This window comes from Pseudomonas caricapapayae, from assembly GCF_001400735.1.
Lineage (GTDB): Bacteria > Pseudomonadota > Gammaproteobacteria > Pseudomonadales > Pseudomonadaceae > Aquipseudomonas > Aquipseudomonas caricapapayae.
This window is the reverse complement of record NZ_LJPW01000089.1, coordinates 43,217-68,896: the sequence shown is the minus strand read 5'-3', so window position 1 is coordinate 68,896 and position 25,680 is coordinate 43,217. Positions and strand designations below refer to the sequence as shown.

The window sequence follows — 25,680 nt, the reverse complement described above, 5'->3', positions numbered from 1 at the left end:
GCCTTATAGTTGGCGGCATTCAGACTCTTCGAGACGTGCAATGAGCCAGGAAACTGCTTACATCTTCGACGCGACCACCGCGAACTTTGATCAACTGGTGATCGACAAGTCGTTCGACCAGCCCGTGCTGGTCGATTTCTGGGCCGAGTGGTGCGCGCCCTGCAAGGTCCTGATGCCTCTGCTGCAACAAATCACCGAGAGCTATCAGGGCGAGTTGCTGCTGGCCAAGGTCAATTGCGACATCGAGCAGGACATCGTTGCGCGCTTCGGCATTCGCAGCCTGCCGACCGTGGTGCTGTTCAAGGACGGCCAGCCGGTGGATGGTTTTGCCGGTGCGCAGCCCGAGTCGGAAATCCGCAAGATTCTCGAGCAGCACGTGGTCATGCCGCCGCCTCCGGCCGGCGATCCGTTCAAGCAGGCCCAGGAACTGTTTGCAGAAAGCCGTTTTGCCGAAGCCGAAGCACAGCTCAAGGTGCTGCTGAGCGAAGACAATACCCATGCTGCAGCGCTGATTCTGTATGCACGCTGCCTGGCCGAACGTGGCGAGCTGAGCGAGGCCAAAGCAGTGCTGGATGCCGTTACCGGTGACGCACATAAAGCCGAACTGGCAGGTGCCAAGGCGCAACTGACGTTCCTGGCTGAAGCGGCCACCCTTCCGGATGCAGCCGACCTCAAAAGTCGTCTTGCGCAAAACCCTCAGGATGACGAAGCAGCGCATCAACTGGCAATTCAGCAATTGTCGCGTCAACAGTACGAAGCAGCGCTCGATGGCCTGCTCAAGCTGTTCATCCGCAACCGTAATTACGCCGAAGGCCTGCCGCACAAGACCCTGCTGCAAGTGTTCGACCTGCTGGGCAACGAGCATCCGCTGGTGACTGCGTACCGTCGCAAGCTGTTCGCGGCATTGTACTAAGACAACCAGCCGCAGGGATCGCACCGGTGCCTGCGGCTGTTCACGTCGCCTCGATCCAGCTATACAGCGGTGCGTCCCCGCTGCTCTCGACCTTCACGTTCGCACAGTGACGCAAGCGCACCAGCAAATGCTTGCCCGCCGCCGTGCTGCCAGCCAGCCCCTCGAGCTGACCCAACAGGTCCGGCCCGCTCATCTGCCCGGCCTTTTGCAGCAATTCCTGCGCGACCTGCCACAGCCTGTCGTCCTGGTTGAGTGGCTTGCTCTCCACTACCGGCGTGCTTGCGTCCGGAGCAGCCGCCTTGAGCTGCGCGCCCAATTGCGCCCAGTCACCTTCGTCAAGCTCCAGGGTCAAATCCACCGGCCACTGGCCTACGGTTCCACGAATACGCAACATGTTATGTACCTGCTGACAGTCAGGCGTACATGCTCCCACAGGCTGGCGCACATGCCCATGATCAACCGTAACGCCACTGGCTGACGGCCGGTTCTTTACCGTTCATGAAATTGCCAAGCGCCCGTACGTCATAGACGTTCTCCCAATGCTCGACAATTCTGCCATCACGAAATCGCCACAGGCCGCAAAACGGCATGATGATTTTCCGCCCTTCGCAACTGGCGCGCATCTCCCCCACTACGCTGCCGAAGTGATCATTGGCAACGATCTCGTGGACATCCATGTACAAGGTTTGGCATGTACGCCTGATCAGGTTGATCTCGTGGGACAGCACCGCCTGCTTGCCGATAGCGATGGACAGGCCGCCGCCAGCGCCCTGATCGGCTTTGTGCAGCACAATGTCGGCATCGGCGAATTCAGTAATGCGCGTCAGATCCTTGTACACAGCACGCAGGATTTCTCTATTCGAATGGAGCTTGTTCATGAGCATCTTCCCTGATGTCGCGTTTGGCTGGCGATGAAAACCTTTCCTGCGCATCCGGCGCAGGCACAGCAATTTTCATCTTCCAGAGTAGGACTTGATGACGCAAAGTGTGAGACTACTTCGGCATAAGCACTGGACGGGGTATTCCGCAAGACTGTTCCAGAAGACACCGCCCGATAGCGTCCCGCGCAGACCTGGTGGTCTGGCTTTCGAATAAAAACACGTCCACGCACAACGACAGTTGTTATAAGATCACATAACAGTTTTTCTCGAACATTGTCCGGAGTCCGCTATGCGCCGTCTGTTACTCGCCCTGCCTTTTGCTTTGCTGCCACTCGTTGCTGCCCACGCTGCCGAAGAACATGACCATGATCATGCGCACGGTGATGAACACGGCAGTCTGGGTGCCCACGAGCACGGGGTCGGACGTCTGGATGTGGTGCTGGAAGGCAAGAAGCTGGAATTCGAATTCGAAAGCCCGGCCATGAACATCGTCGGCTTCGAACACGTTGCAACTTCTGATGAAGACAAGGCCAAAGTCGCCAAGGCCCGCGAGCTGCTGCTCAAGCCCAATGCACTGTTCAGCATCGCCGATGCCGCCAATTGTTCAGCCACCTCGGTGACGCTGAAAAGCCCGCTGTTCGGCGACAAGGACGACGATCACGATGAACACGCCGACGCCGACGCTGGCGATGCCGATCATCACGAGCACAGTGAAATCCACGGGCACTACACCTTCGTCTGTGACGCGCCTGCCGTTCTGAAGAAGCTCGACCTGTCGCAAATCTTTAAAACCTTTCCCGACACCAGGAAGCTTCAGGTACAACTGATCTCGCCAGGCGGCCAGTCGGGCGCAGAAGTGATCGCAGCCAACCCCACGCTGAAATTCTGATCATCCCTGCAGCGCATAACGACCGGGCCTGGCCCGGTCTTTTAATTTCCAAGCGAGCGTGAGTCAGCCCATGACCCAAGCACTGATCGAACTGTCGGACCTGCGCTTCAACTGGCCAGGTCATCCTCAACTGCTGGACATCCCCGAGTTCCGCCTGCAAACCGGCGAAACGCTGTTCCTGAAAGGCCCCAGCGGCAGCGGCAAGACCACCTTGCTGGGCCTGCTGGGCGGTGTGCAGAAGCCCGTCAGCGGCAGTATTCGCCTGCTGAATCAGGACCTGTCGACGCTGTCGGCAGCGGCACGTGACCGTTTCCGTGTCGATCACACCGGCTACATTTTTCAACAGTTCAACCTGTTGCCGTTTCTGTCAGTGCGGGAAAACATCGAGCTGCCCTGCCACTTTTCCAACGTCCGTGCCGGCCGTGCGAAGCAACGCCACGGCAGTGTCGAAAAAGCCACGACCACCCTGCTCGCCCATCTGGGCCTGAAAGACCCGGCGATGCTGACCCGACGCGCCGACTCGCTGTCCATCGGCCAGCAGCAACGCGTCGCCGCCGCCCGTGCGCTGATCGGGCAACCGGAGCTGGTCATTGCCGACGAACCTACTTCAGCGCTGGACGCCGACTCTCGCGAGGCGTTCATTCGCCTGCTGTTCGCCGAATGCCGCGAGGCCGGGGCCAGCCTGCTGTTCGTCAGCCATGACCAGAGCCTGGCACCGCTGTTTGATCGCAATCTGTCGCTGAACGACCTGAATCGCGCCGCCGTCGCCGTGGAGAGTTGAGATGTATCTGTTTCGTCTGGCAATGGCCAGTCTGGCCAACCGCCGTTTCACCGCATTCCTCACTGCGTTCGCCATTGCGCTGTCAGTGTGTCTGTTACTGGCCGTCGAACGGGTGCGTACCGAAGCCCGCTCCAGCTTCGCCAGCACCATCAGCGGCACCGACCTGATCGTCGGCGCACGCTCCGGCTCGATCAACCTGTTGCTGTATTCGGTATTTCGCATCGGCAACGCCACCAACAACATTCGCTGGGACAGTTTCGAGCACTTCGCCAACAGCAAACAGGTCAAGTGGGCGATTCCGGTTTCGCTGGGCGACTCCCATCGCGGCTATCGGGTGATGGGCACTAACGAGGCGTATTTCGAGCACTATCAGTTCGGTCGCCAACAACACCTGGAAATGGCCGAAGGACGCGAATTCAAAACCGACCCCTTTGAAGTCGTGCTGGGCTCGGAGGTCGCCAAAGCGCTGCACTACAAGCTGGGCGACAAACTGGTACTGGCGCATGGTGTGGCGGCGATCAGTCTGGTCAAGCATGACGACAAACCGTTTACCGTCGTCGGCATCCTCAAACCGACCGGCACGCCGGTGGACCGCACGCTGCATATCAGTCTGGGCGGCATGGAAGCCATTCATATCGATTGGCATAACGGTGCCCCGGCACGAGGCAACGAGCGTATCTCCGCCGATCAGGCGCGCAACATGGACCTGACACCGACGGCGATCACCGCGTTCATGCTGGGTTTGAACAGCAAGATTTCAACCTTCAGCCTGCAGCGCGAGATCAACGAATACCGTGGCGAGCCGATGCTGGCGATTCTGCCGGGCGTGGCGCTGCAGGAGCTGTGGAGCCTGATGGGCACCGCTGAAAAGGCACTCTTCGTGATTTCCCTGTTCGTGGTGCTGACCGGACTGATCGGCATGCTGACTGCGATTCTTACCAGCCTCAATGAACGACGCCGGGAAATGGCCATCCTGCGTTCGGTCGGCGCGCGGCCCTGGCATATCGCAAGCCTGCTTATACTTGAAGCCTTCGTTCTGGCGCTTGCCGGTGTGATCAGCGGCCTTGCACTGCTCTATATCGGCATTTTCGTGGCCAGAGACTACGTGCTCGACAACTACGGTCTGTACCTGTCGTCTATGCCACCTGGCCAATATGAATGGACCTTGCTCGGTGCCATTCTCGGTTGTGCGCTGTTGATGGGAACCGTGCCAGCCTGGCGAGCCTACAGGCAGTCACTGGCCGATGGACTGTCGATTCGTTTATGAGGACCTTCATGATGCGGCGCATGCTACTCACTCTGCTGCTCTCGGCTTGCACTCCGCTGTGGGCCGCCGAGCCGCGTGAACTGACCTGGAATGACATGATTCCACCCGATGCACCTGTGGTGAAGCCGGTAACGGCTCCGATACACGATATGTCCAAGTTGTCCGATGCGCTGGCCATGGAGGCAGCGCCTGCGGCCCGCCAACTGGCTCCGCATGCGCCAGTGGTCAAGGCACTGGATGGCAAACAGGTGCGTTTACCGGGGTACATCGTGCCGCTTGAGGCCAGTGAGGAAGGCAGAGTGACGGAGTTTTTGCTGGTGCCGTATTTCGGTGCCTGCATCCATGTGCCGCCGCCACCGGCGAACCAGATCGTGCACGTCACGAGTGAACTGGGTGTGAAGGTCGATGAGCTGTATCAGCCGTACTGGATCGAAGGACCGATGCAGGCCAAATCGTCTACCAGCGAACTGGCAGAAGCGGGTTATCAGATGCAGGCAGACAAGATACTTGTCTACGAATTGCCGGATTCATAAGGATGACGGGGTTCCCAGCGATTTCATTGAGCTGAGTCAAAGTCGCCGCTCGACAGCGCTTTAACATTACGCCCATAAATTTTGACTGATCTCTGGAGCCTCCATGAACAAGCACTTGCTACGCGCGTCTGTTGTCGCGCTTGCCATCACTGCCCCGGTCGCGGCACACGCTTACGAGCCTGGTGACTTCATCGTTCGCGCCGGTGTAGCGCACGTACAGCCCAACGAAGACAGCGGTGAAGTCCGTCTGGACGGCACCAGGGTTTCCGGCACCAAAGCAACCGTCGATGGCGAAAACCAGCTCGGTCTGACCTTCGCTTACATGCTGACCCAGCACGTCGGCATCGAACTGCTGGCGGCCACACCCTTCAGCCATACCGTTTCAGTCAAGGGCCTGGGGCCTGGCCTTGACGGCAAGCTGGCCGACATCAAGCAACTGCCGCCGACACTGTCCTTGCAGTACTACCCGATGGAGCCTTCGTCGAAATTCCAGCCGTATGCGGGTGTCGGTATCAATTACACCACCTTCTTCGACACTGACCTGACCGGTAATCGCAAGGATCAGGGGTTCAGCAACCTCAAGCTCAAGGACTCGGTTGGCCTTGCTGCACAGTTAGGCATGGACTACATGATCACCGACAATGTGCTGCTCAACGCCTCGGTCTGGTATGTCGACATCGACACCGAAGCGACTGTGGACGGCCCTTCTGCCCTGGCTGTCGGCAAGACCAAGGTCGACGTGGATATCGACCCGTGGGTGTACATGGTGGGCGTGGGTTACAAGTTCTGACCTGCACACCTTCAAACGTCACACACAAAGGCACCCTTATCGGGTGCCTTTGTTTTTACGGGGGTCTGCTGACGCTCGTGCCCGTGCACCACGCTTGTCGGTTTTCAACAGTTCGCGGACAAGCAGAGCATCTTTCGATCCGCTCTTACACCCAAGTGGCGAAGCGGTATCAGAGAAACTCAAGCCCTGTTCAAGTTGACTCTTCGCACCTCGAAAAACTGTCTTGAGGAGGCAAAATTGCCAGACTCTTGAACCTTCGTTTCGGGCCGAAGCTTATTATGCTTGCTCGACAGTATCCTCAATTCTGAATACTTCATTACCGACATAGGTGATCGCCAGCGGCTTATCATCGTCAATTCCCTCTGGCAATTTCAGACAGTAATTAGCCGTCAGGAACTGCTCCGGAATCATCTGTTCCTCTATACCCGAGGAACGAAGAAAGTTGCTGATGCCGTACACCAGCACACCTACGGAAGCGATAGGACCTGGGTAAAGTTGAAGAAACTGAAGAAACGTTAGCCCGGTCAGGTAGTCGATACGAACAGTGCCAGGACCAAATATGATAAAAACGCCCCCCACGACCAACAGCAGCAACCCAATAAGACGCAGTGACGTCAAAATGACCGGTGCGATATCGGTTTTCTTTTCAGCAGAAAGATAGGCCGAATATTCTTCAATAAAGCCCGGTACTGCGACCTCTCCCGGCACTTGGCGCACAATGACCTCGCCGGGATTTTCTACGTCTGGTTCAGCTTCGTCTTGCATGCCATGCGTCCTTCATAAGAATGACGATGGATACTAGAAGCCATTGAAATTGCTGAACACCTTAAAGTTATCAACTACAAAAAATGCAGAATGCTCCTACATACTCAGAAGCTGAATCCTGAGCAACCAGCTAATATATCTCACAACAACGTTGGGCAGCAGGCAATTGGTAGCGGGCACAATCCGCCGAAACAGGCAGTAAAAGCCGTACAGACGGTGCATCAGTGTAACCGAGGCCGCATATGTTCATCGCAGTTGTCATAACCTCCCATGCTCTCGTGCATAAGCACCTTTTTCAGGGCTGATTGAGGCACGGATAACGACAAGCACTTGGCGCGCAATTCACCGCCCTATCAGCAACTCAAGCCCATGTTTCAAGGGGGTGACTTCGTCGAGGGTGAAGTGCTCGAGAAGGCGTTGGTTGCTGGCGCAGGAATGTTTGATGTCGCCCGAGCGTGGTGCCTGATAGCTGACTTCCGGCTGCTTACCGACAACCTGCGAAAGCGCAGCCAGCAGTTCGTTGAGCGATGTGGTCTGGTTCAAGCCCACGTTGATCGCGCCTTCGATGGCGCTGTCGCGTGACAAAGCCTGCAGCAGCAGCTTGAGCAGATCGCCCACATAGAAGAAATCGCGTGTCTGCTCGCCATCGCCAAACACACTGATCGGCAGGCCTTTCTGGATGCGTTCGGCAAAGATGCTGATCACGCCCGAATAGGGCGACGACGGATCCTGGCGCGGGCCGAAAATGTTGAAGAAGCGAAAGATCACGGGTTCCAGCCCATGCTGGCGACGGTAGAAGTCCAGGTAATACTCGCTGGCCAGCTTATCCGAAGCATAAGGGGTCAGCGGGGCCTTGGGGGTGTCTTCGGTGATCGCTTCGCCTTCGCCGTTGTTGCCGTACACCGCCGCGCTGGAAGCGAATATCACCCGTTTGATGCCCGCTTCGCGCATGGCCTCACAGACATTCAACGTGCCGATGAAGTTGCTTTGGTGGGTGCGCACCGGATCATCGACTGATGCCTGAACCGAGGCCACCGCCGCCAGATGCACCACAGCCTTGCAACCCAGCGCAGCGCGCTTGACCAGCTCGGCATCGGCCACATCGCCTTCGATCAGTTCGACCCGTGGGTTATCGAGCGGCAAATTGCTGCGTTTGCCCGCCGAGAGGTTGTCGAGGATACGTACGCCGTGCCCGCTGGCAAGCAAGGCGTCGGTGAGGTGCGAGCCAATGAAACCCGCACCTCCGGTGATCAGAACAGGAGCTTCAGACATGTCGATAATACCGGTCCAGCAGGCTTGGCAAGCCGGCCCGCCAGGCGCGAGGCTTGATGCCGAAAGTGTGGAGAATCTTCTTGCAGGCCAGCACCGCGTGCTGCGGTTCTTCGGCTGCATCGGGACGCGCGGCGTGAGCCTGCGCGGTGGGCGACTCGATGGCCAGAGGATGCAGCAGACGTGCTTCGGTAAGCACCGCCTGGCCCAGCGCCAGCGGCGTGGTCGCCTCGTGTCCGGCGTAGTGGTATGTACCCCACAGTGGCGCTTCGCAGTCGAGTTGCTTGACGATTGAAATAATCACTCGCGCCGCATCATCGACCGGGGTCGGGTTACCGCGTCGATCATCGGCCAGCAGCAGCTCTCCGGGTTCTCTGGCGCGCGAAAGAAAGCGACCCAGCACGCCTTCGGCGCTGTCATCCAGCAGCCAGCCGAAACGCACCAGCACATGTTGCGGGCAGGTGGCGCGTACGCTTTGCTCGATACGCCACAACGCCTGACCGCGCAGCCCCAAAGGTACCGGCTCGTCTTTTTCGCTGTAGGCCGTCGCGCGCGAGCCATCGAATACACGATAACTGGAAGGCTGCACCAGGGTGATGTTGTGGTGCTGACACAGTTCGGCAAGGCGCTCGACAGAGCGCTCCTGATGGGTCAGGCGCGCAGCGCTGACAGTCTCCGCCTGAAACCAGTCGAAGTAGTAAGCAAGGTTTATCAGGGCATCGGGACGGGTGTCATCAAGCAGTTGCGTGAGGCTCGCCACGTCCCAGCCGTCTTGCGGTGGACGTGGTGCGAGGAAACCAATGTCTTCCTCGGCACCCAGACGAATCAGCGCCTGCCCGAGGGCATTCCCGCCGCCCAACAGCATAAGGCGCATTCGCATAGAGTCAGCAGGCTCGGTATCGGATAATCAAACGAACAATTGAAAAACGCCTGCAAACATAACACGTTGCCTGCCAACCCCCAACAGTTGCGCAGCCTGTGGGGTGGATGACGCCGCAACAACGCGTTACCGCGTCCCATCCTCCCCGGTCAATTACTGCGCTGCGGGCCCTGGCGGGCTGTTGCCCTTGGGCAGACCAAGCGGCGCAGGTGCCGGCGCGGAAGGTGTCGCTGCGGCCGGATCCGTTGGCGCTGGCGGCCCTTCCACTTCGACGCCGGCCTGTGGGTTGTTGAAGCCCGGCCCCATGACCATCTGTGGATAAGTCTGCGCGAAACGCACGTTCGGACTTTTATCCACAAGTCGTTTCAGGCGCTCGTTGAAGGCGCGCCCCACTGCGTACTGACCACCGGAAGAGGTGCGGAATTGAGCGGTCAGTACCATGCCGTTGAGGTTCATGCTGTCGACGCCGAAAACCTCCAGCGGCCCTTGCAGGTTGTGCTTGAGCAGGATGTCTTCGCTGATCGACTGGCCGGTCTCGCGGATCAGCGCCAGCGCATCGTCGATATCCGAGTCGTAGGTGAACTGCACCGAGAAGAACGCATAGGCGAATTGCCGCGACTGATTGGTGACCGCCTTGATCTGCCCGAACGGCACCGAGTGGACAAAACCCTTGCCGTCACGCAGGCGCACGGTACGGATGGTCAGGCTTTCCACCGAGCCGGAATGGCCGGTACTGAGCACCACCCAGTCGCCCACCGAGAACGTGTCTTCGATGATGATGAACAGGCCGGTGATCACGTCCTGCACCAGTTGCTGAGAACCAAAGCCGATGGCCAGACCGACAACCCCGGCACCCGCCAGTAACGGTGCAACGTTGATGCCCAGGTTGGCCATGGTGGTGATCGCGCAGATCACCACCAGAATGATTTTCACCGCGTTGCGCAGCAGCGGCAGGATGGTCTTGATTCGTGTACTCGGCTGGCGGCCACTGCGATGATTGGCCGGCGGTTTGAGGGCTTCCTGAATGGCCGTGTCGAGCACTACCCACAGCAGCCAGGTGACCACAAATATCAGGCCGATGCTGCTCAGCGAATCACTGATCACACGCCCCAGCGTATTGCGCTGGGCGAACTCGAACATCGAGAAACCCCAGATACGCCCCAGTATCTCGATGAACCCGATGGCCAGCGCAATGCGCAACACCGCGTACACCAGGCTCAACAGACGCGCCTTGTACACATGCCCGCCGCGCCCCAGGGATTCCGTCGGTTTGAACAGGTGCTGGAACACCGTGCTTAGAAACACCGTGGCAATCAGCAGAATGGTGGTGAACAGCGCGCAACGCAGTGCTTGCTGACTGTCTTCACCGGCCCCTATGAGGTTGATCGCCGAGACCAGAATCATCAACAGGATCGGCAGGTGCCACAGGTTGGAGAATATTTTCAACGACTGCTGCAGCGCTGGCCGTTGCAGGCGGCTGCTCAGGGAACGGTTGCGAATCAGGTGCGCCACCGGGCGGCGCACCTTGATGATCAACATGCAGAACACCACCGAGGCAAACAGCCCGGTGAACACCGCAACGCTGGTGGTGACGTTACTGCCCAACTGACGGGCGATCTGCGGACTGGTCAGCGCATCACTGAGCGCCGCCAGAAAGCCGACCACGAACAGTGGCCTCGGCGCATAGCGGCGAATCATCCGTACAGCCGCGCGCTTGTGGCCGGCGTTGAACATCACGATTACACAGAGCAGCACCGAGGTAGACACGATGCCGCTGCTCGTCGCATAGGCAAAGCACAACGCCAGCGCGCGCCCCACCGATGACGGCATGAAGTGGCTGACATACAGGGTCAACGGCAGGCAGACGATGGCCGGCAGGGTGAACGGCAAGACGTACTTGAGCAGCGCCTGACTGCGCTCGCGCACCCGCATGAACGACGTCCGGCACAAGCGTACGGCGAGAAAACGGCCCAGCGTGGTCAGGACGGCAAACGAGCCGATCCAGACAAAGGACAGCGCGAGAAAGTCCCCGACCACACTCCACGGCGAACGCGTAGTGCGCTTGTTGACCAGCTTCTCCAGTTCGTCGGCCGCACGGTCGGCGCGCAATCGCCAGGCGTCGAACAGGTTGTCGTCGAGGTTGAGCTTTTCCTGGACGTCATCGATGCTGGAACTGATGGCCCCGAGCAACCCGCCCTGTACCAGAAGCTCGGGCGGTTCGGCTGCCGTTGGGTCACCGGCGTCTGCCGGTTTCGCGTCCGTCTTGTCATCTGCTTTCGCTGCAGGTTTGTCAGCTGCCTTGCTATCGGCTTTGGCGTCGGCTTTTTCAGCGGCCTTGTCGTCGGCCGGCACCGCAGCGCCCATTGGTAACGCAGGTACATCGGCTGCCTGAAGATTGAAACTGCCTGCGAATAGCAGCAGACCCGAAAGGATCAAGATTTTCAGCTGAGACGCCACGCAGTTCTCTCCTTCAATGGACAAATAAAACCATGCACCGACCAAAGCGCGCTTTGATCCCAAGGAACTGATTCCCGTATGCCCGGCAAGTTCGGTTGCAGCAGGGAAATACGATGAGCCGATGTTTCAAAAAATTGCGTCAGGGCAGTGCACTCGGTCTTCCCGACTGAACTATGCAAAGGGCCGGCTGCCGGAATTATCGGGAGCTGCCGAAGGCGTGCATCAGCCTGTTCGCCGCGACGCTTGCCCGATCAACCCGACATCGAGAGGAATCTGCATGAGCACGTTCAATACAAAAGATGGCACCGAGATCTATTACAAGGACTGGGGCACGGGCAAGCCGGTACTGTTCAGCCACGGCTGGCCGCTGGATGCGGACATGTGGGAATACCAGATGGAATACCTCAGCAGCCGAGGCTATCGCACCATCGCTTTTGACCGCCGCGGCTTCGGCCGTTCCAGCCAGCCGTGGACCGGCTATGACTACGACACCTTTGCTGACGATATCGCCGAACTGATCGGGCACCTTGACCTGCGCGACGTGACGCTGGTGGGCTTTTCGATGGGCGGTGGCGATGTGACGCGCTACATCGCTAAATACGGCAGCGAGCGGGTTGCCAAACTGGCCCTGCTGGGCTCGGTCACGCCGTTTTTTCTCAAAACCGAGGACAATCCGGAAGGCGTCGACAAATCGGTGTTCGACGGCATCAAGGAAGGCCTGCTCAAGGACCGTGCCCAGTTCATCAGTGATTTCGCCACGCCTTTCTACGGCCTGAACAAAGGACAGAAGGTTTCCGAAGGCGTACTGACCCAGACCCTGAATATTGCCCTGCTCGCCTCGCTCAAAGGCACGCTGGACTGCGTTACGGCATTCTCGGCGACAGACTTCCGTGCGGACATGGCAAAAATCGATGTGCCAACCCTGGTGATTCACGGCGACGGCGATCAAGTGGTCCCCTTCGAAGCCTCGGGCAAGCGCGCTGCCGAGCTGATCAAGGGTGCCGAACTGAAGGTCTATCCAGGCGCGCCGCATGGTTTTGCGGTGACCCATGCAGAGACGCTCAACAAAGACCTGCTGACCTTCGTGCAGGGCTGATTCCGGGTATGACAGGGAGTCAATTGCCGACTCCCTGCACACAGCGAATCAGTCGGCCGCAACGGTCAACTGATTCTGCTCGCCCAACCCGGTAATCCCCAGACGCATGCGTTGCCCCGCACGCAGGAAGACCGGCTCCGGCTTGACACCCATCCCCACACCCGGCGGCGTACCGGTCGAGATGACATCCCCCGGTTGCAGACTCATGCAACGGCTGAGGTAAGCGATCAATTGCGGAACGCTGAATATCAGCGTTCGCGTATTGCCATGCTGATAACGATGCCCGTCAACCTCCAGCCACAGGTCGAGCGAGTGAGGGTCGGCGACCTCATCGCAGGTCACCAGCCACGGGCCTAGCGGGCCGAAGGTATCGAAGCCTTTACCCTTGTCCCAGGTTCCACCGCGCTCAAGCTGCCATTCGCGCTCGGACACATCGTTGATCACGCAATAGCCAGCCACATGCTCCATGGCAACGGCCTCGTCGATGTAGCGGCCGCCCTTGCCGATGACGACGCCCAGCTCGACCTCCCAGTCAGTCTTGAGCGAGCCGCGAGGGATTTCGACGTTGTCGTTCGGACCGCAGATTGCGCTGGTCCACTTGTTGAACAGGATGGGCTCCTTCGGCACTTCCATGCGCGATTCGGCAGCGTGGTCGGCGTAGTTCAGGCCTATGCAGATAAACTTGCCGACCTGCCCGACACGCGCCCCGATACGCGGCTGACCCGCAACCAGAGGCAGGCTCTCGGGATCGAGCGCAGCCAGGCGTGCAAGACCTGCAGGGCTCAAGGCATCGCCAGCGATGTCCTCGACATGCGCGGACAGGTCGCGGATTTGGTGGTCAGCATCAAGAAGGCCTGGCTTTTCCTGGCCTTTCTCGCCGTAACGAAGCAATTTCATCGAGTTCTCCCGTTTTTGTCCAAGGTGTAAACCGCGGATTCAAAGGATGACGCCCTGTCGCTCGACCCGCGCGGCAATCGGTATTCGCGGCAGAGGCGAACCCGTTGGGTCTGGACAGATAGCACTGCAACGGCTGCCTTGCCTAATGAAATTTACGAACGACTGGCTGACAAGCAGCGCCCACATTGGTGCCGGAAAATCCGCATCAATGCCCGCGGTCATAATTAATACACACAGAGAGTATTAATATCAGCTCCAGTTGAAACGAGCCCTTCGCCAAGGCGTCAGGCCCGTATTCCTTCAAGGGTGAGCTGAACTCATGTCAACGCTGATACTGTCCCGCCGATCGCCACCGCTTCAACTGCGTCAATGGCCAGAACAGGCTGTGGACGACCGCACTATTGCCCCGTCGGCACTTGCTGTGCAGCAACAGAGCAAGGCTGCGCCAAGACCATGGCTGGCAAACGCGTTGGCGATTGCGCTTGCGATCGGGCTGCATGGTGCACTGGCATGGTGGCTGACGGTTGATCAGCCGCATGTGCCTGAACCAGCCCCTCCGCTGCCAATCACCGTGCAATGGGTACCGCCACCGGTTTCGCCGCCGACTGCCCAACCGACGCCCTCCGAGCCAGCCGCTCAGCCCGAACCGCAGCCGCCAGCCCCCAAGGCAGCGTCAGCGGAGCCAAAGCCTGCCGAGTCGCCCAAACCCAAGGCACTGCCCAAAGCCGCACCGACAAAAGCGGTCGCCAAACCTGCTGCGCCGACACCCTCCGCAGCCCCGCCAACACCGGCACCAGTGGCGACACAGACGCCTGCGGCAACCAAGACCACCACAGCACCGATAGGCCGGGCCGGTTATCTCGACAATCCGCCTCCGGTCTATCCACCCGCCGCTGCGCGCCGGCATCAGGAAGGTACGACGCTGCTACGTGTCCATGTGCTGCCCAACGGACGTACCGATCAGGTGCAAGTGCTGCAAAGCAGCGGCGTCCCGGCGCTGGATGAAGCTGCGCAGGCCGCTGTCCGGCAATGGACCTTTATTCCCGCCAAACGTGGCGACACCCCGGTAGAAGGCTGGGTCAACGTGCCCCTGGCTTTCAAACTCGCACGCTGAGGTTTACGTCATGAACACCGCTTACTCCGTACTCATCACCCAATCCTCAATGACCCTGCTGGTGATTTTCTCGCTGGTGACCTGGGCGCTTTTACTCGGCAAGTCGTTTCAGCACTGGCGACTGATGCGTCAGAACCGACGCTACGCCGCACAGTTCTGGGCCGCTCGCGATCTGAAAAATGCGCTGCACCTGCCGCACAGTGAAGGCAGCCTGGCACGCTTGACTGATGCCGGCGCGCAGGCGCTCGCAGCGCCTCACGACTCGCCGGACCTGGGCCACAGCTGGAACCGCCAGGACTTGCTGGAGCGCAGCCTGCGCCAGCAGATCCACAAGGAACGTCGTCGCCTGGAAAGCGGCATGATTCTGCTGGCGTCGATCGGCAGCACCGCGCCCTTCATCGGCCTGTTCGGCACAGTGTTCGGGATCATTCATGCACTCAGCGCGATCAGCCAGGCCAGGTCGGCGAGCATTGCGGTGGTCGCCGGGCCTATTGGCGAAGCGCTGGTGGCGACCGGCGTCGGCATCGCAGTCGCGGTGCCCGCAGTGCTGGCTTACAACTTCTTCGGACGGCGCCTGAAGCTGGTGATCGCGGACCTTGAGGAGTTCGCTGTGGACTTCCTCAATCTTTCACAACGCAACGCCTTCCGGCTGCAGCCCGACAACCGCGACAAGACGGCCCCCAACCTGAAAGGAGTGAGCTGACATGTCCTTCTCCACGTCCAGTGATGACGACGCAATCAGCGACATCAACATTACGCCCCTGGTGGACGTAATGCTGGTGCTACTGGTGACCTTCATCGTTACCGCCCCGCTGCTCAACAACGCGATCCCGCTCGACCTGCCGCAAACTGTCGCCACCACCTCACTGGATCAGGCCAGCCCGGTGGTTGTGAGTATCGACGCCAGTGGCGGCGTGTTCATCGACAGTGAAGCGGTCGCGCTGGAACACCTGCCGGACCTGCTGCAAGCCTTGCACAACAAAGACCCGGACGTTGCGGTCAGCCTGCGCGCCGATCAGGCCACAGGCTATGGCCGCGTTGCTCAGGTGCTGGCCGATGTGCAGAAAACCGGCATCAGTCGCCTGTCGGTGATTACCGAAAGCCCCTGACACAAAAAACCTGTCGTTAACCCCATGACCCGCCGCAAGCGCGGCCCCCTGACGCCCCCAGGAAAACCTTTTCATGAACAATCGATTGATACCGCGCGCCTCTCGATTCCCGGTAACGCGCCTCGCGCTGCTGGTTTCATTGAATTCACTGTGCCTGGTCAGCCCGTTCATTCAGGCCGACGATGACATGCCAATCCCGGTAACGGCACCGGCTGGCGAAGACGCGGCGGCCATGACACTGGGCACAGTGTCGGTGATTGGCCAGGGTGAAACCCGTCAGGTGCAGCGCGTTACGCAAAAGGACGTGACCGCTTATTCCGCAGGCACCAGCCCGCTGAAGGTTCTGCAACGGTTGCCGGGGGTCAACTTCCAGTCCGGCGACCCGCTGGGCCGTGAAGAAGGCAGCCAGCGCATCAGTCTGCGCGGTTTTGATATGCACCACCTGGGCTACACGCTGGACGGCGTCACGCTCGGCAACATGAGCTTCGGCAACTTCAACGGCCTGAGCATCACCCGGGCGATCATTGCGGAAAACATCGCAACCAGCGAAGTGGCTCCCGGCATCGGCTCGCTGGGTACGGCGTCGAACAGTGATCTGGGCGGCACCATTCAGTTCACCAGCTCCAACCCGGACAAGGCGTTCGGCGCGCGACTGTCACAGACCCTGGGCAGTTACGACACTTCGCGCACCTTCATGCGCGTCGACACAGGCGAATACAATGGCCTGTCCGCTTATGTATCGGGAGAAAAGTACGACGCCGACGCCTGGAAAGGCCACGACAACCCGCAAAAATCCGATGCGGTGAACGCCAAGGTCAATTACAACTTCGGCGACAACCGCGTGAGCTTCTTCCACAGCACCTCGTCTCACGATGAAGCCAATCTGCCCAGCCTGTCGAAGAGCATCATCCAGCGCCTGGGTTACAACTGGAGCTACTACACGCCGGACTGGACCCGTGCGGTGAATGCAGCCAACGGCATCTATACCGGCGGTGTGACCAGTGCGGGCGACGCGACCTACAACGCCAGCAGCCTGCGCGATGACGAACTGGACATCCTCAACGGCAACTTCTCGCTGACCGATGATCTGGTTCTGGACGCGACCGTCTATCACCACCATGACTCGGGCCGGGGCAACTCGTATTACCCGTTCGTCTTCACCAGCGGCTCGACCACGGTGCCCAGCAACTCGATTCGCAGCACGGTGTATGGCATCGATCGAACCGGTTTCCAGAGTTCGCTGACCTACTACCTGGGCCAGCATGAAATTCAGGGCGGGTTCTGGATTCAGTCGAACAAGAACGACATCGCCCGCTACCTGTTCGATACCACCAATGCGACGCCGCAAAACCACATCGTCAAAACCAACGGTCTGAGGCAGGCGGCGACGGTGCTGGACCAGAGTTACAACGACCTGACCCGGCAGTTCTACCTGCGTGACACCTACACCCTGCTCGATGATCGTCTCAAGCTTGAGTTCGGAGCGAAAAACACGGTGACCACCTCGACCGCCGAAGGCAAAGGTGGCGGTTATGCCAGCGGCTCGCTGGAAGCGCGGGACAGATTTTTGCCGCAAGTAGGCGCGACCTACAAACTCGACAAGGACGATGAAGTCTTTACGTCTTACTCGGAAAACATGGCAGCGTTTCCAAGTGGCGGCTACAGCCCGTTCTTCACGACGCAGAGCGCAGTAGATGCGCAAAACGGCTTCAAGGACCTGAAACCCGAGACCTCGAAAACCGTCGAACTGGGCCTGCGCCGCAGCACCCCACTGTATTCGGCCTCGGCGGCAATCTATAACACCAGATTCGATAATCGCCTGGTGGCCATCACCAACTGTACCGGCATCGTCATCTGTCAGAACGGGGTCGCCAACGTCGGCTCGGTCACCAGCCGTGGTCTGGAACTGTCATTCGGCCTGACGCCCGACGAGCACTGGCGCTGGTCCAACTCGATGTCCTACAACCGCAGCACTTACGATGATGACTACAGCAGCGGCGGCAGCACCGTTCATGTGAAAGACAAAACCGTCGTGGATACTCCGAAACTGATGTATTCGAGCAATCTGGACTGGAATTGGCAGCATTGGAATGCCGGCCTGCAGGGCAACTACATCAGCAAGCGCTATTACACCTACACCAACGATTCCAGCGTCAGCGGCTATTGGCTGGCGAACGCCAACCTGGGCTATGACTTCGGCAAACTCGGTGCCATCAAAGACACCACCTTGTCACTGAACATGGTCAACCTGTTCGACAAGCGCTACATCTCCACCCTCAACACCGACGCCAGCGCAGCCAGCGACCCGGCAGGCAATTTGCAGGTTCTTCAGGTGGGCACACCGCGCAGTGCGTTTGTGACGCTAGGGGTGAAACTCTGATCGCTGCTGGCTGAAGGGCGAAGGATCGCCTCACTCGCCAATCAGGCGCTTGCTCATCAAGAAAATCTCTCAACCGCTGCCCAGTGAACGTCTATTGCTCACCGCCACAGCGACGAATCCCCCACCGTGCTGCATACTTCCCCGCATCTATAGCGCCTGACCTCCCTCCGGACACCCCATGACACCCAACGCAGAACTCTATAACCCTTCCACCGAATACGCCGACAAGCTGATCTCGCGCATCGGCCAGACGCCCTCATGGATCGCCAAGCGTATCGGAGTCACTGACAAACGCATTCGCTACATCCTCGAGGGCGAAAGGACCGTCAAGGGCGAGACCACGCCGATTCAGATGACGTACACAGAGCAGTTTGCGCTGGAGTGCCTTGTGGCAGAGGCTGTAGCGCTGAGGAGGTAGGTTTTCTCGAGACGGCGGCAGGTTGCCTACGCAGCGGGCGCGGAACCGGGGAGCTGCTGCCACATAACAGGTATCAACCCGCTTAGCCGCGCACGACTGAGTGGCCGGACGCTCATGCTGTAAACAACTACGACTTCGCAGGAGGTCTTGCAGCATTCTAGCGGGTGAGGATTCGAGGCAATGCCGGGGCCCGGATCAAGCGTTTTTCTTCTCCGATGCCAAGCGGGCAAGCGCCCTCTGGCTTCGCCATTGCTTGACGAGTCCGCGACGGTTGCGCGAGTAACAATCACTTAAGGTTTCTGTCTTGATGATGCGGTCAATACGGAATAAACGAAAGTCCTCGCGGAGTTCACACCATCCGGCAATAAAACGCCGAGATTCTACAAATCCTAACATGATTGGCCAAATCGTTCGTTCCGATAGGACACCTGCCTGATCGGTATACAAAATGCGCATCTTGCGTTGTTCACGCATTGCCTGGCGGACAAGGCGCAGATCAAGTTCAGCAACATCCTTCTTTTGATGACCAATATAAACCCCATCATCGTCCAATGCCTTTTGCATCTCGGCTGGAAGCACGCCCCCGATCTTGGCCAATGCGTTCTGCGCGGCACGTGCAAGCCCCTCGTCCGTCTGACGAATGACCCACTGGGCACCTGCCGCAAGCGCATGAATTTCTTCTTCGGTGAAAGACATCGGCGGCAAGAGAAAACCTGGCCGCAGGATATAACCCACCCCGGCTTCGCCCTCAATGTCAGCTCCCATCTCTTGAAGCGTCGCGACATCACGATAGACAGTACGTAGAGAAACGCCGGTTTCACGCGCAAGCTCCAGACCGGACACCACCCCTCGGTGGCGGCGGAGTACCTGCATAAGTTCATTCAATCGATGGCTGCGTGACATGTTCGGTCCATAGCAACAAGGCCTTCACCTTTTATCCTGAGGCCGGTTTCAGTCTCGGCGATCAAACGAATTGCGTCGGGCAGTGAAACGGTCAATGCGATCGGCAATCGGATTTTTCCATCTTTAGCCGCATGAGCAACGGCGTCAAGGATGCCGGATCATTGCCTACGCGCTGCAACTGCCCGCTATCGTGGCTTCCAAAGCAGCTACCTCACAACGACGCCGGTCAGCGGATAACTGACGGATACGCAGTGGCGTCGCAGACGCTTCAGTCAAGGCACCACAGTAGCGAGCAGTATCAGCAGGGTTGATGATGGTCTGGAACACCGCTGCCGCAGATTTTTCAGTGAGGCTGAACCGTTGCCATGTAGCTGGCAAATGGCGAGGCGTCGTAGATCACATGGGTGCAGACGAGCCGACCGTCCTTGACCTTGATGAGTTCGGCAATAACAGAGTGCGGAACGGGACGGGTTTCCGCGTCATAGACCACTACGGCCTGCACGTCGTCGCCATAGACCGCGAGAACAGTCAAATTCGTGAGCATGCGGGCAAAACCGTCGTGAAACGCACGAAATTGCTCAATTCCGTTGGTCTGCCCGATGGGTGAAACACATACAACATCTTCGGCCGACATTGAGAGGATCGTCTCGACGTCTTTGTTGGCGATTGCATTGATGTAAGCGCGTGCAATAGCCAGAGCGCCGCCATTGGTATCGTTCATGATTGGTTTCCTGTTGAATGGGAAACCGACTGTATCGCGCACTCGTGACAGATTCTGTCAGCATCGTGCGCAGCTGACGTGCCCCAGGCTTAGTAATGCACACGCAAAAGACACAACAAAATCAAACAAAAAACCGCTCTTTCAACGGCACCAGCGCCGCCCCGAGAGCCGCCGCATCCCCATTCGTCTCGCTCAACAGTAACTGTGGCCGAGGCGGTGGCGAGTTATAGCGATGCGTGCCCCAGAAAGTCGTCTCTGCAATCAGCCGCCTGCCCAGTTCTGGTGGCAACTGCCCGCCGAACACCACAGCCTGCGGATCGAACAGTCCCGCCAAGGCGTTGATCAAACGGTCCAGCGTTGGCTTGACCCGAGTCAGCCAGGTATCCACACCGGGCCAGTCAGGGTCGAAGCGCAGGCGCAGGTCTTCGATTGAATCGACCTGCACGCCACGCTGATGCAATTCATCGAGCAGGTAACGCAAGGCCGGTCGGTTTATCGATTCTTCGTCGTTGTAGAGCGTGATCTCGCCGGCGTTGCCGTGACTGCCGAAATACGGTTTGCCGTTGATCACCACGCCTGCGCCGAAACCGAAGTTGAACGACAGGTAAATGAAATTGCCGGCCCATGCCCCCACGCCCACCAGGCTTTCACCGATGGCGGCAGTGGTGGCGTTGTTTTCCAGCCAGACCGGCATGCCGAAGCGCTCTTCGAGTACCGGTTGCAGGTCCATCAATGACCAGTCGCGCAGCGGTTCCGGAGCATTGACCTGGCGATTATCGAGAAAAAACCCGGCAATCGCGAAACCCACGCCAACCACCCGCTCCGCTTCGATGCCGTTGCGCTGAAGGATGCGTTCGATGGTTCTCTCCAGCGAGGCCAGCGTGCTGTTACGGCTCAACGGCGGCGTACGCAGAGTGACTTGTTCCAGCACATTGCAGCCCAGATCGGCGATGCAGACGACTGCCGAGTCGGTATTGATCGATACGCCGATGGCATACACCGCTTCATTGACCAGTTCGATACGTGGACTCGGTTGCCCCCTACCGTTCTTCACGCGCTCGCCGCTGCGCAGCAGACCACGACTGATCAATTCTTCAATCAGGCGGTGTACCGACTGCTGAGCCAAGTCCATCTCGGTCGAAACCGTGGCGCGGGTGATTGCGCCGCGACGGCGAAGGATATCCAGCAATTTGCGTTCATTGAGGCTCAACGGTTGTTGCGAATGAAGCGGCGTGTCGAGGTCGAGAGGCATGGAATCTACAAATCAGAAGGGGATTGAAACAGTGGGCGTATGAAGCAGTGTATCGCCCACCACCTATTGCACACTTCCATCATGAAAATTTAATAAACGTCGCACAGGTCACAAATACTACACACAAGCTGTATTAAATGGCACTGAGTTCCTGTGGATGCCCTCATGCCTTTCATCAGTAAGACGCTATCGGTGCTTGCGCTGCTGCCGCTCGCAGCTCAGGTCTTCGCCGCACCCGCCGAGTTCTGGTACAGCCACGGCGGCGCGGCCGGAAGTGCCATCGCGGATTTGTGCAGAAGCTTCAACGCTCAGCGCGAGGATGAGGATCGCCTGCACTGTATTCGCCAAGGCAGTTATGAACAGACGCTGCAGAAAACCGTAGCCGCTTACCGCGCAGGCATAGGCCCGGCACTGGTCGAGATTTACGACGTTGCCACACCGGACATGCTGCTGGGCGGTGCCACGCGACCTGTCGAGGCGGTCATGGCCCATCACCAAAGAGCCTATTACGACGACACCTTTCTGCCGGCCTTGCGCCGCTACTACTCCGATGAGCAAGGCGTTCTCGCAGCTCAGCCTTTTGCAGCCTCCACAGCCGTGCTCTATACGCACCGAAATGCACTCGCCGCAGCAGGTATCAGCGAGCCACCCGCCACGTGGGAAGCATTTGCCACGGCCTTGCGGGCCTTGAAGAGAAACGGCCACACGTGCCCTGCCGTCACCGAGTTTGCACCCTGGATCTGGCTGGAACAGACCAGTGCAGCGCAAGGCACCGAGGTCGCTACTCGCGCTGCAGGCAACGAACGCTATCAGTTCGACAAAGGTGCCCACCTGCGCCTGATGAACGACCTGACGCAATGGGCTGGCGAAGGTCTGGTGGTTCATGAGGATTCGACCCGCAGCGGCCAGCAGGCGCTGGCTTTCGCCACGGATGACTGCGCCATGCTGCTGGATTCCACAGGTGCCTGGAATATCGTACACAGCACGCTCAAATCCGATATCGATGTCACACCGGTGCCGATCTACGCCACCACCCAGCGACGCGCCAATGCCCCCGGCGGGTCTTCGCTGTGGGTAATGCGTGGCCACTCTGTTAGGGAGTACCGGCTGGTCTCGGAATTCCTGGCGTTCGTGCTGCAAGCCGAGAACCAGTTGGTATTCAGTGCCCGGACGGGCTATCTACCGGTCACGCAGGACGCTGCAGCACGGCTGCAGTCCACAGCAAGGGAGCCATCGGCAGTGACGGTCGGACTTGCTGCACTCAGCGACATTGATGGTCGGCCCTCTGCGCCTTTGCGCTGCGGCTTTATCACGCTGATGCGGCTGATCTGGTCGCAGGAAATGGAGAACGCGCTCACAGGTCGCCAAAGCGTTGAACACGCCCTGCGCCAGACAACGCTGCGCGCCAACGAATTGCTCAGCCTGTTTCAGCAGATGCACCAGACCCAGGCCAGCAATGGGGCAAGCGAGGCAACGCCATGAAACCTCGTGCACATTTCCCGCAGCCGCGTCTGGCGCTACTGTTTGCCCTGCCCCAATTACTGGCGCTGGGGCTGTTCTTTTATTGGCCCGCTGTGCAGGCGATCTGGTGGTCGTTTCATCTGGTCCCGCCGTTCGGCGGTCATGAAATCTTTGTCGGACTGAGCAATTACTGGCGGGTACTGGAAGACCCCGGTGTGCTCGCCGCACTGGGCTCGACGCTGCTGTTCAGTCTGTCGAGCGTTGTACTTTCGATCCTCATCGCGCTGGTGCTTGCGCTGTGCCTTGAATTGAAACTGCGCGGCAATGCCGTGTTTCGCAACCTGCTGATCTGGCCTTACGCGGTATCGGGCGCCACCATCGGTATCGTCTTTCATGTGCTGGCCAATCCGGTGATGGGTATTTTCGCCTGGCTCAACGAGATAGCGCCCGGCACCTGGGCACCCTACGCCAGCCCGCTACAAAGCATGCTGCTGCTGATTGTGGCGTATGCGTGGTGCCTGGTCCCGTTCAACTTTGTGATGCTGGTTGCCAGCTTGAAGTCCGTACCGGACGACTACCTCGCGGCCGCAGCACTGGACGGGGCTGGCCCCTTGCGACGGATGCTCGACATACAGCTGCCACTGATCGCGCCCTATTTGCTCTTCGTGTTTGTCATCGACCTGCTGGAAAGCCTGTCGAACAGTTTCGGACTGGTCGATACGCTCACCCACGGCGGACCAGGCGATACCACCAACGTGCTGGCCTACAAGATCTATACAGACGGTTTCATGGGGCTGGATCTGGCCGGATCGTCGACGCTGTCAGTACTCATGTTGCTGGCAGTCGTGGCGCTGAGCATTGCCCAATTCAAACTCCTGGCCCGCTTCCAGCGACGCGGGGTAAAAGCATGATCGAGCGTCATCGGCTGCTCGACACAGGTGCTTATTTGCTGCTGACGCTGGGGCTGGTGTTCGCGCTCGGGCCGCTGTACGTTGCAGTCTGCTCGGCGACAGTCAGTAACCCACAGCTGTTCGCCCACGGCCTTGCGGTCATGCCCGGCGACCAGTTGCTGGAGAATCTGCAACACGTTACCCGGCGTCTCGATCTGCTGCGTCTGCTGGGCAACAGCCTGCTGGTCGCCATGCTGGTGGTGATCGGCAAGCTGACGCTTTCGGCGCTGACGGCATTTGCCGTGGTGTACTTTCGCAGCCGTTACACCTCGGTGATTTTTTTCGCCGTGCTGGGCGCGCTACTGCTGCCGCTGGAAGTGCGCATCATCCCTACGTATGCGGTGGCCAGCGACCTTCTCGGACCGCTACGGACACTTTTGCAATGGCTGGGTATCCAGTCGCTGCCGGTGCCGACCATCAACCTGCTCGACAGCTATACCGGGCTCGCCCTGCCACTGATTGCCTCGGCCACCGGCACCTTTCTGTTCCGGCAGTTCTATCAGACGCTGCCCGCCGAACTGGTCGAGGCGGCACGAATGGACGGTGCCGGACCCTGGCGGTTTTTCATCGACATTCTGCTGCCACTGTCGAAGACCAACTTCGCGGCGCTCGGTACGCTGGTGTTCATCGGTGCGTGGAAAGACTACCTGTGGCCACTGGTCGCAACCAATCGCGAGGACATGCGCACGCTGGTGCTGGGCGTTGCCAGCTTTCTACCGACCGATGCGACTCAGGTCCCCGAATGGAACCTGCTGATGGCCGCCGCGGTGGTCAGCATGCTGCCCCCCATACTCGTCATTGCGCTCATGCAGCGATGGTTTGTCAAAGGCCTGATCGGAGTCGGTAAATGACCGCGCTCACCCCTATTGCCTGCGCACCGGATATTGTCCTCAAGGGCCTGCACAAAACCTACGGCACAGAACAAATCCTTCACGGGCTCGATCTGGTTTTCAAAGCGGGCGAGCTTAACGTCATCCTCGGCCCGTCCGGGTGTGGCAAGTCCACGCTGCTGCGCATGGTCGCCGGGCTGGAGGACGTCAGCCAGGGGCAAATCCTGATGGGTGGCCGTGATGTAACGCGTCTGCCGCCCAAGGAACGTGGCTGCGCCATGGTGTTTCAGAACTACGCGCTTTATCCGCACATGAGCGTGGCCGACAACATCGGTTACGCCCTCAAGCTGGCGCGTATCTCACGCAAGGAGCGTGAGCAGCGTATTCGCGAATGTGCCGGCTCGCTGGGTCTTGAGGCTCTGTTGCAACGCAAGCCCGGCGAGCTTTCCGGCGGTCAGCGCCAGCGCGTTGCCATCGGTCGTGCGCTGATCCGCAAACCGCCAGTCCTGCTGTTCGATGAGCCGCTGTGCAACCTGGACAGCGCGCTGCGCCATGAAATGCGTTTGTTGATTCGCCGCCTGCACCAGCAGACCGGTGCAACGATTCTGTACGTTACCCACGATCAGACCGAGGCCATGACCCTCGCCGAGCGCGTGGTGATCCTCAACAAAGGCCATGTCGAACAAATCGGCACGCCCACTGACATCTACGATCAACCCGCGAGCATTTTCGTCGCTGGCTTCATTGGCACCCCGCCCATGAACCTGCTGCCTGTGCATTGTCTGGACGACAACGTTTTGATGCTCGCGGACGGGCAACGCCTGCCCGTCAGACTCGGCGTTGCCAGCAACTGCACAGGCAAATGGCTGATGGGCCTGCGCCCCGAAACCTTCGCACTCGACCAGACAGGCGTCATCGCCACGGTGGAGTCTTCGGAGAATCTGGGCAGCCACAGCCTGCTGTATTGCCAACTCGCTGGAACACGCTGTGTCGTCAGCCTCGCCGAGCGGCAACATCTGATGCCCTGCACCCAGGTTCGACTCGCCATCAGCCCCGCGCCACTGCTGTTCGATATCGAGAGTGGCCAACGCCAGCTCGTTTCCTTCTCCCAAACCGCCAAGTGA

Annotated in this window: 26 protein-coding genes; 16 read left to right on the top strand and 10 right to left on the bottom strand. The window is 59.2% G+C overall.

Features of this window, described 5'->3' with window-relative positions; genetic code table 11:
* Positions 1–40: 40 nt before the first annotated feature.
* Complete coding sequence (trxA, locus tag ALO80_RS13540; RefSeq protein ID WP_055009369.1) at positions 41–913, top strand: thioredoxin; 873 nt, start codon at positions 41–43, stop codon at positions 911–913.
* A 40-nt stretch (positions 914–953) separates the two neighbouring features.
* Here the strand turns inward: trxA and ALO80_RS13535 are convergent, their stop codons facing one another.
* Together ALO80_RS13535 and ALO80_RS13530 are read right to left on the bottom strand one after the other, a co-directional pair.
* The gene (locus ALO80_RS13535; protein WP_055009368.1) at positions 954–1,307 is read right to left on the bottom strand and encodes a hypothetical protein; all 354 of its coding nucleotides are present in this window, start codon (positions 1,305–1,307) and stop codon (positions 954–956) included.
* 61 nt (positions 1,308–1,368) lie between these two features.
* Complete coding sequence (locus tag ALO80_RS13530) at positions 1,369–1,791, bottom strand: nuclear transport factor 2 family protein (protein ID WP_055009367.1); 423 nt, start codon at positions 1,789–1,791, stop codon at positions 1,369–1,371.
* Positions 1,792–2,083: 292 nt separating this feature from the next.
* Here ALO80_RS13530 and ALO80_RS13525 point away from each other — a divergent pair, with 292 nt between their 5' ends.
* The 5 genes from ALO80_RS13525 (at position 2,084) to ALO80_RS13505 (ending at position 6,054) form a co-directional block, all read left to right on the top strand.
* Positions 2,084–2,683 (top strand): DUF2796 domain-containing protein, encoded by a 600-nt coding sequence (locus ALO80_RS13525; protein ID WP_055009366.1) that lies wholly within the window; start codon positions 2,084–2,086, stop codon positions 2,681–2,683.
* A gap of 70 nt (positions 2,684–2,753) precedes the next feature.
* Positions 2,754–3,464, top strand: coding sequence for an ABC transporter ATP-binding protein (locus ALO80_RS13520; RefSeq protein ID WP_055009365.1), 711 nt, complete (start codon positions 2,754–2,756; stop codon positions 3,462–3,464).
* Between the two features lies 1 nt (position 3,465).
* Positions 3,466–4,731 carry an ABC transporter permease gene (locus ALO80_RS13515; RefSeq protein WP_055009364.1) on the top strand — a complete coding sequence of 422 codons (1,266 nt, stop codon included), beginning with the start codon at positions 3,466–3,468 and terminating at the stop codon, positions 4,729–4,731.
* An 8-nt stretch (positions 4,732–4,739) separates the two neighbouring features.
* A complete protein-coding gene (locus ALO80_RS13510) occupies positions 4,740–5,264 on the top strand; it encodes a DUF3299 domain-containing protein (RefSeq protein ID WP_055009394.1) in 525 nt (174 codons plus the stop codon).
* 103 nt (positions 5,265–5,367) lie between these two features.
* The gene (locus ALO80_RS13505) at positions 5,368–6,054 is read left to right on the top strand and encodes an OmpW/AlkL family protein (protein WP_054987295.1); all 687 of its coding nucleotides are present in this window, start codon (positions 5,368–5,370) and stop codon (positions 6,052–6,054) included.
* A 276-nt stretch (positions 6,055–6,330) separates the two neighbouring features.
* Here the strand turns inward: ALO80_RS13505 and ALO80_RS13500 are convergent, their stop codons facing one another.
* The 4 genes from ALO80_RS13500 to ALO80_RS13485 all read right to left on the bottom strand — a co-directional run bounded on the left by ALO80_RS13500 (position 6,331) and on the right by ALO80_RS13485 (position 11,425).
* Positions 6,331–6,819 (bottom strand): hypothetical protein, encoded by a 489-nt coding sequence (locus ALO80_RS13500; protein WP_055009363.1) that lies wholly within the window; start codon positions 6,817–6,819, stop codon positions 6,331–6,333.
* A gap of 342 nt (positions 6,820–7,161) precedes the next feature.
* On the bottom strand, positions 7,162–8,091 hold the full coding sequence (locus tag ALO80_RS13495; protein WP_055009362.1) for an NAD-dependent epimerase/dehydratase family protein: 930 nt from the start codon (positions 8,089–8,091) through the stop codon (positions 7,162–7,164).
* Positions 8,084–8,968 (bottom strand): sugar nucleotide-binding protein, encoded by an 885-nt coding sequence (locus ALO80_RS13490; RefSeq protein ID WP_083493261.1) that lies wholly within the window; start codon positions 8,966–8,968, stop codon positions 8,084–8,086. Before ALO80_RS13490 ends, ALO80_RS13495 begins: the two co-directional genes overlap by 8 nt.
* Before the next feature lie 153 nt (positions 8,969–9,121).
* Entirely contained in the window at positions 9,122–11,425 is a 2,304-nt protein-coding gene (locus ALO80_RS13485; protein ID WP_055009360.1) for a mechanosensitive ion channel family protein, read from the bottom strand.
* A 277-nt stretch (positions 11,426–11,702) separates the two neighbouring features.
* Here ALO80_RS13485 and ALO80_RS13480 point away from each other — a divergent pair, with 277 nt between their 5' ends.
* Complete coding sequence (locus ALO80_RS13480) at positions 11,703–12,521, top strand: alpha/beta fold hydrolase (RefSeq protein ID WP_055009359.1); 819 nt, start codon at positions 11,703–11,705, stop codon at positions 12,519–12,521.
* Between the two features lie 48 nt (positions 12,522–12,569).
* Here ALO80_RS13480 and ALO80_RS13475 read toward each other — a convergent pair whose 3' ends face one another.
* The gene (locus ALO80_RS13475) at positions 12,570–13,418 is read right to left on the bottom strand and encodes an ureidoglycolate lyase (RefSeq protein WP_055009358.1); all 849 of its coding nucleotides are present in this window, start codon (positions 13,416–13,418) and stop codon (positions 12,570–12,572) included.
* 319 nt (positions 13,419–13,737) lie between these two features.
* Between ALO80_RS13475 and ALO80_RS13470 the strand changes: the two genes are divergently transcribed.
* The 5 genes from ALO80_RS13470 (at position 13,738) to ALO80_RS13450 (ending at position 18,439) form a co-directional block, all read left to right on the top strand.
* A complete protein-coding gene (locus ALO80_RS13470; protein ID WP_055009357.1) occupies positions 13,738–14,532 on the top strand; it encodes an energy transducer TonB in 795 nt (264 codons plus the stop codon).
* 10 nt (positions 14,533–14,542) lie between these two features.
* The gene (locus ALO80_RS13465) at positions 14,543–15,235 is read left to right on the top strand and encodes a MotA/TolQ/ExbB proton channel family protein (protein ID WP_055009356.1); all 693 of its coding nucleotides are present in this window, start codon (positions 14,543–14,545) and stop codon (positions 15,233–15,235) included.
* 1 nt (position 15,236) lies between these two features.
* Positions 15,237–15,641 (top strand): ExbD/TolR family protein, encoded by a 405-nt coding sequence (locus ALO80_RS13460; protein ID WP_055009355.1) that lies wholly within the window; start codon positions 15,237–15,239, stop codon positions 15,639–15,641.
* Positions 15,642–15,714: 73 nt separating this feature from the next.
* Positions 15,715–18,021, top strand: coding sequence for a TonB-dependent receptor (locus ALO80_RS13455; protein WP_055009354.1), 2,307 nt, complete (start codon positions 15,715–15,717; stop codon positions 18,019–18,021).
* A 178-nt stretch (positions 18,022–18,199) separates the two neighbouring features.
* Positions 18,200–18,439 carry a hypothetical protein gene (locus ALO80_RS13450; protein ID WP_054987284.1) on the top strand — a complete coding sequence of 80 codons (240 nt, stop codon included), beginning with the start codon at positions 18,200–18,202 and terminating at the stop codon, positions 18,437–18,439.
* Between the two features lie 195 nt (positions 18,440–18,634).
* Here the strand turns inward: ALO80_RS13450 and ALO80_RS13445 are convergent, their stop codons facing one another.
* The 3 genes from ALO80_RS13445 to ALO80_RS13435 form a co-directional block, all read right to left on the bottom strand.
* Positions 18,635–19,342 carry a helix-turn-helix transcriptional regulator gene (locus ALO80_RS13445; protein ID WP_055009353.1) on the bottom strand — a complete coding sequence of 236 codons (708 nt, stop codon included), beginning with the start codon at positions 19,340–19,342 and terminating at the stop codon, positions 18,635–18,637.
* Positions 19,343–19,685: 343 nt separating this feature from the next.
* A complete protein-coding gene (locus ALO80_RS13440) occupies positions 19,686–20,063 on the bottom strand; it encodes a nuclear transport factor 2 family protein (protein WP_055009352.1) in 378 nt (125 codons plus the stop codon).
* 121 nt (positions 20,064–20,184) lie between these two features.
* Positions 20,185–21,315: an ROK family transcriptional regulator gene (locus ALO80_RS13435; protein ID WP_055009351.1), complete on the bottom strand. Its 1,131-nt coding sequence runs from the start codon at positions 21,313–21,315 to the stop codon at positions 20,185–20,187.
* A 165-nt stretch (positions 21,316–21,480) separates the two neighbouring features.
* Here ALO80_RS13435 and ALO80_RS13430 point away from each other — a divergent pair, with 165 nt between their 5' ends.
* The 4 genes from ALO80_RS13430 to ALO80_RS13415 are packed head-to-tail and all read left to right on the top strand — an operon-like array spanning position 21,481 to position 25,680.
* A complete protein-coding gene (locus tag ALO80_RS13430; RefSeq protein ID WP_055009350.1) occupies positions 21,481–22,797 on the top strand; it encodes an extracellular solute-binding protein in 1,317 nt (438 codons plus the stop codon).
* Entirely contained in the window at positions 22,794–23,687 is an 894-nt protein-coding gene (locus ALO80_RS13425; protein ID WP_055009349.1) for a carbohydrate ABC transporter permease, read from the top strand. Before ALO80_RS13430 ends, ALO80_RS13425 begins: the two co-directional genes overlap by 4 nt.
* A complete protein-coding gene (locus tag ALO80_RS13420; protein WP_055009348.1) occupies positions 23,684–24,577 on the top strand; it encodes an ABC transporter permease subunit in 894 nt (297 codons plus the stop codon). The genes ALO80_RS13425 and ALO80_RS13420 overlap by 4 nt, the downstream gene beginning before the upstream one ends.
* Positions 24,574–25,680 (top strand): ABC transporter ATP-binding protein, encoded by a 1,107-nt coding sequence (locus ALO80_RS13415; RefSeq protein ID WP_055009347.1) that lies wholly within the window; start codon positions 24,574–24,576, stop codon positions 25,678–25,680. The genes ALO80_RS13420 and ALO80_RS13415 overlap by 4 nt, the downstream gene beginning before the upstream one ends.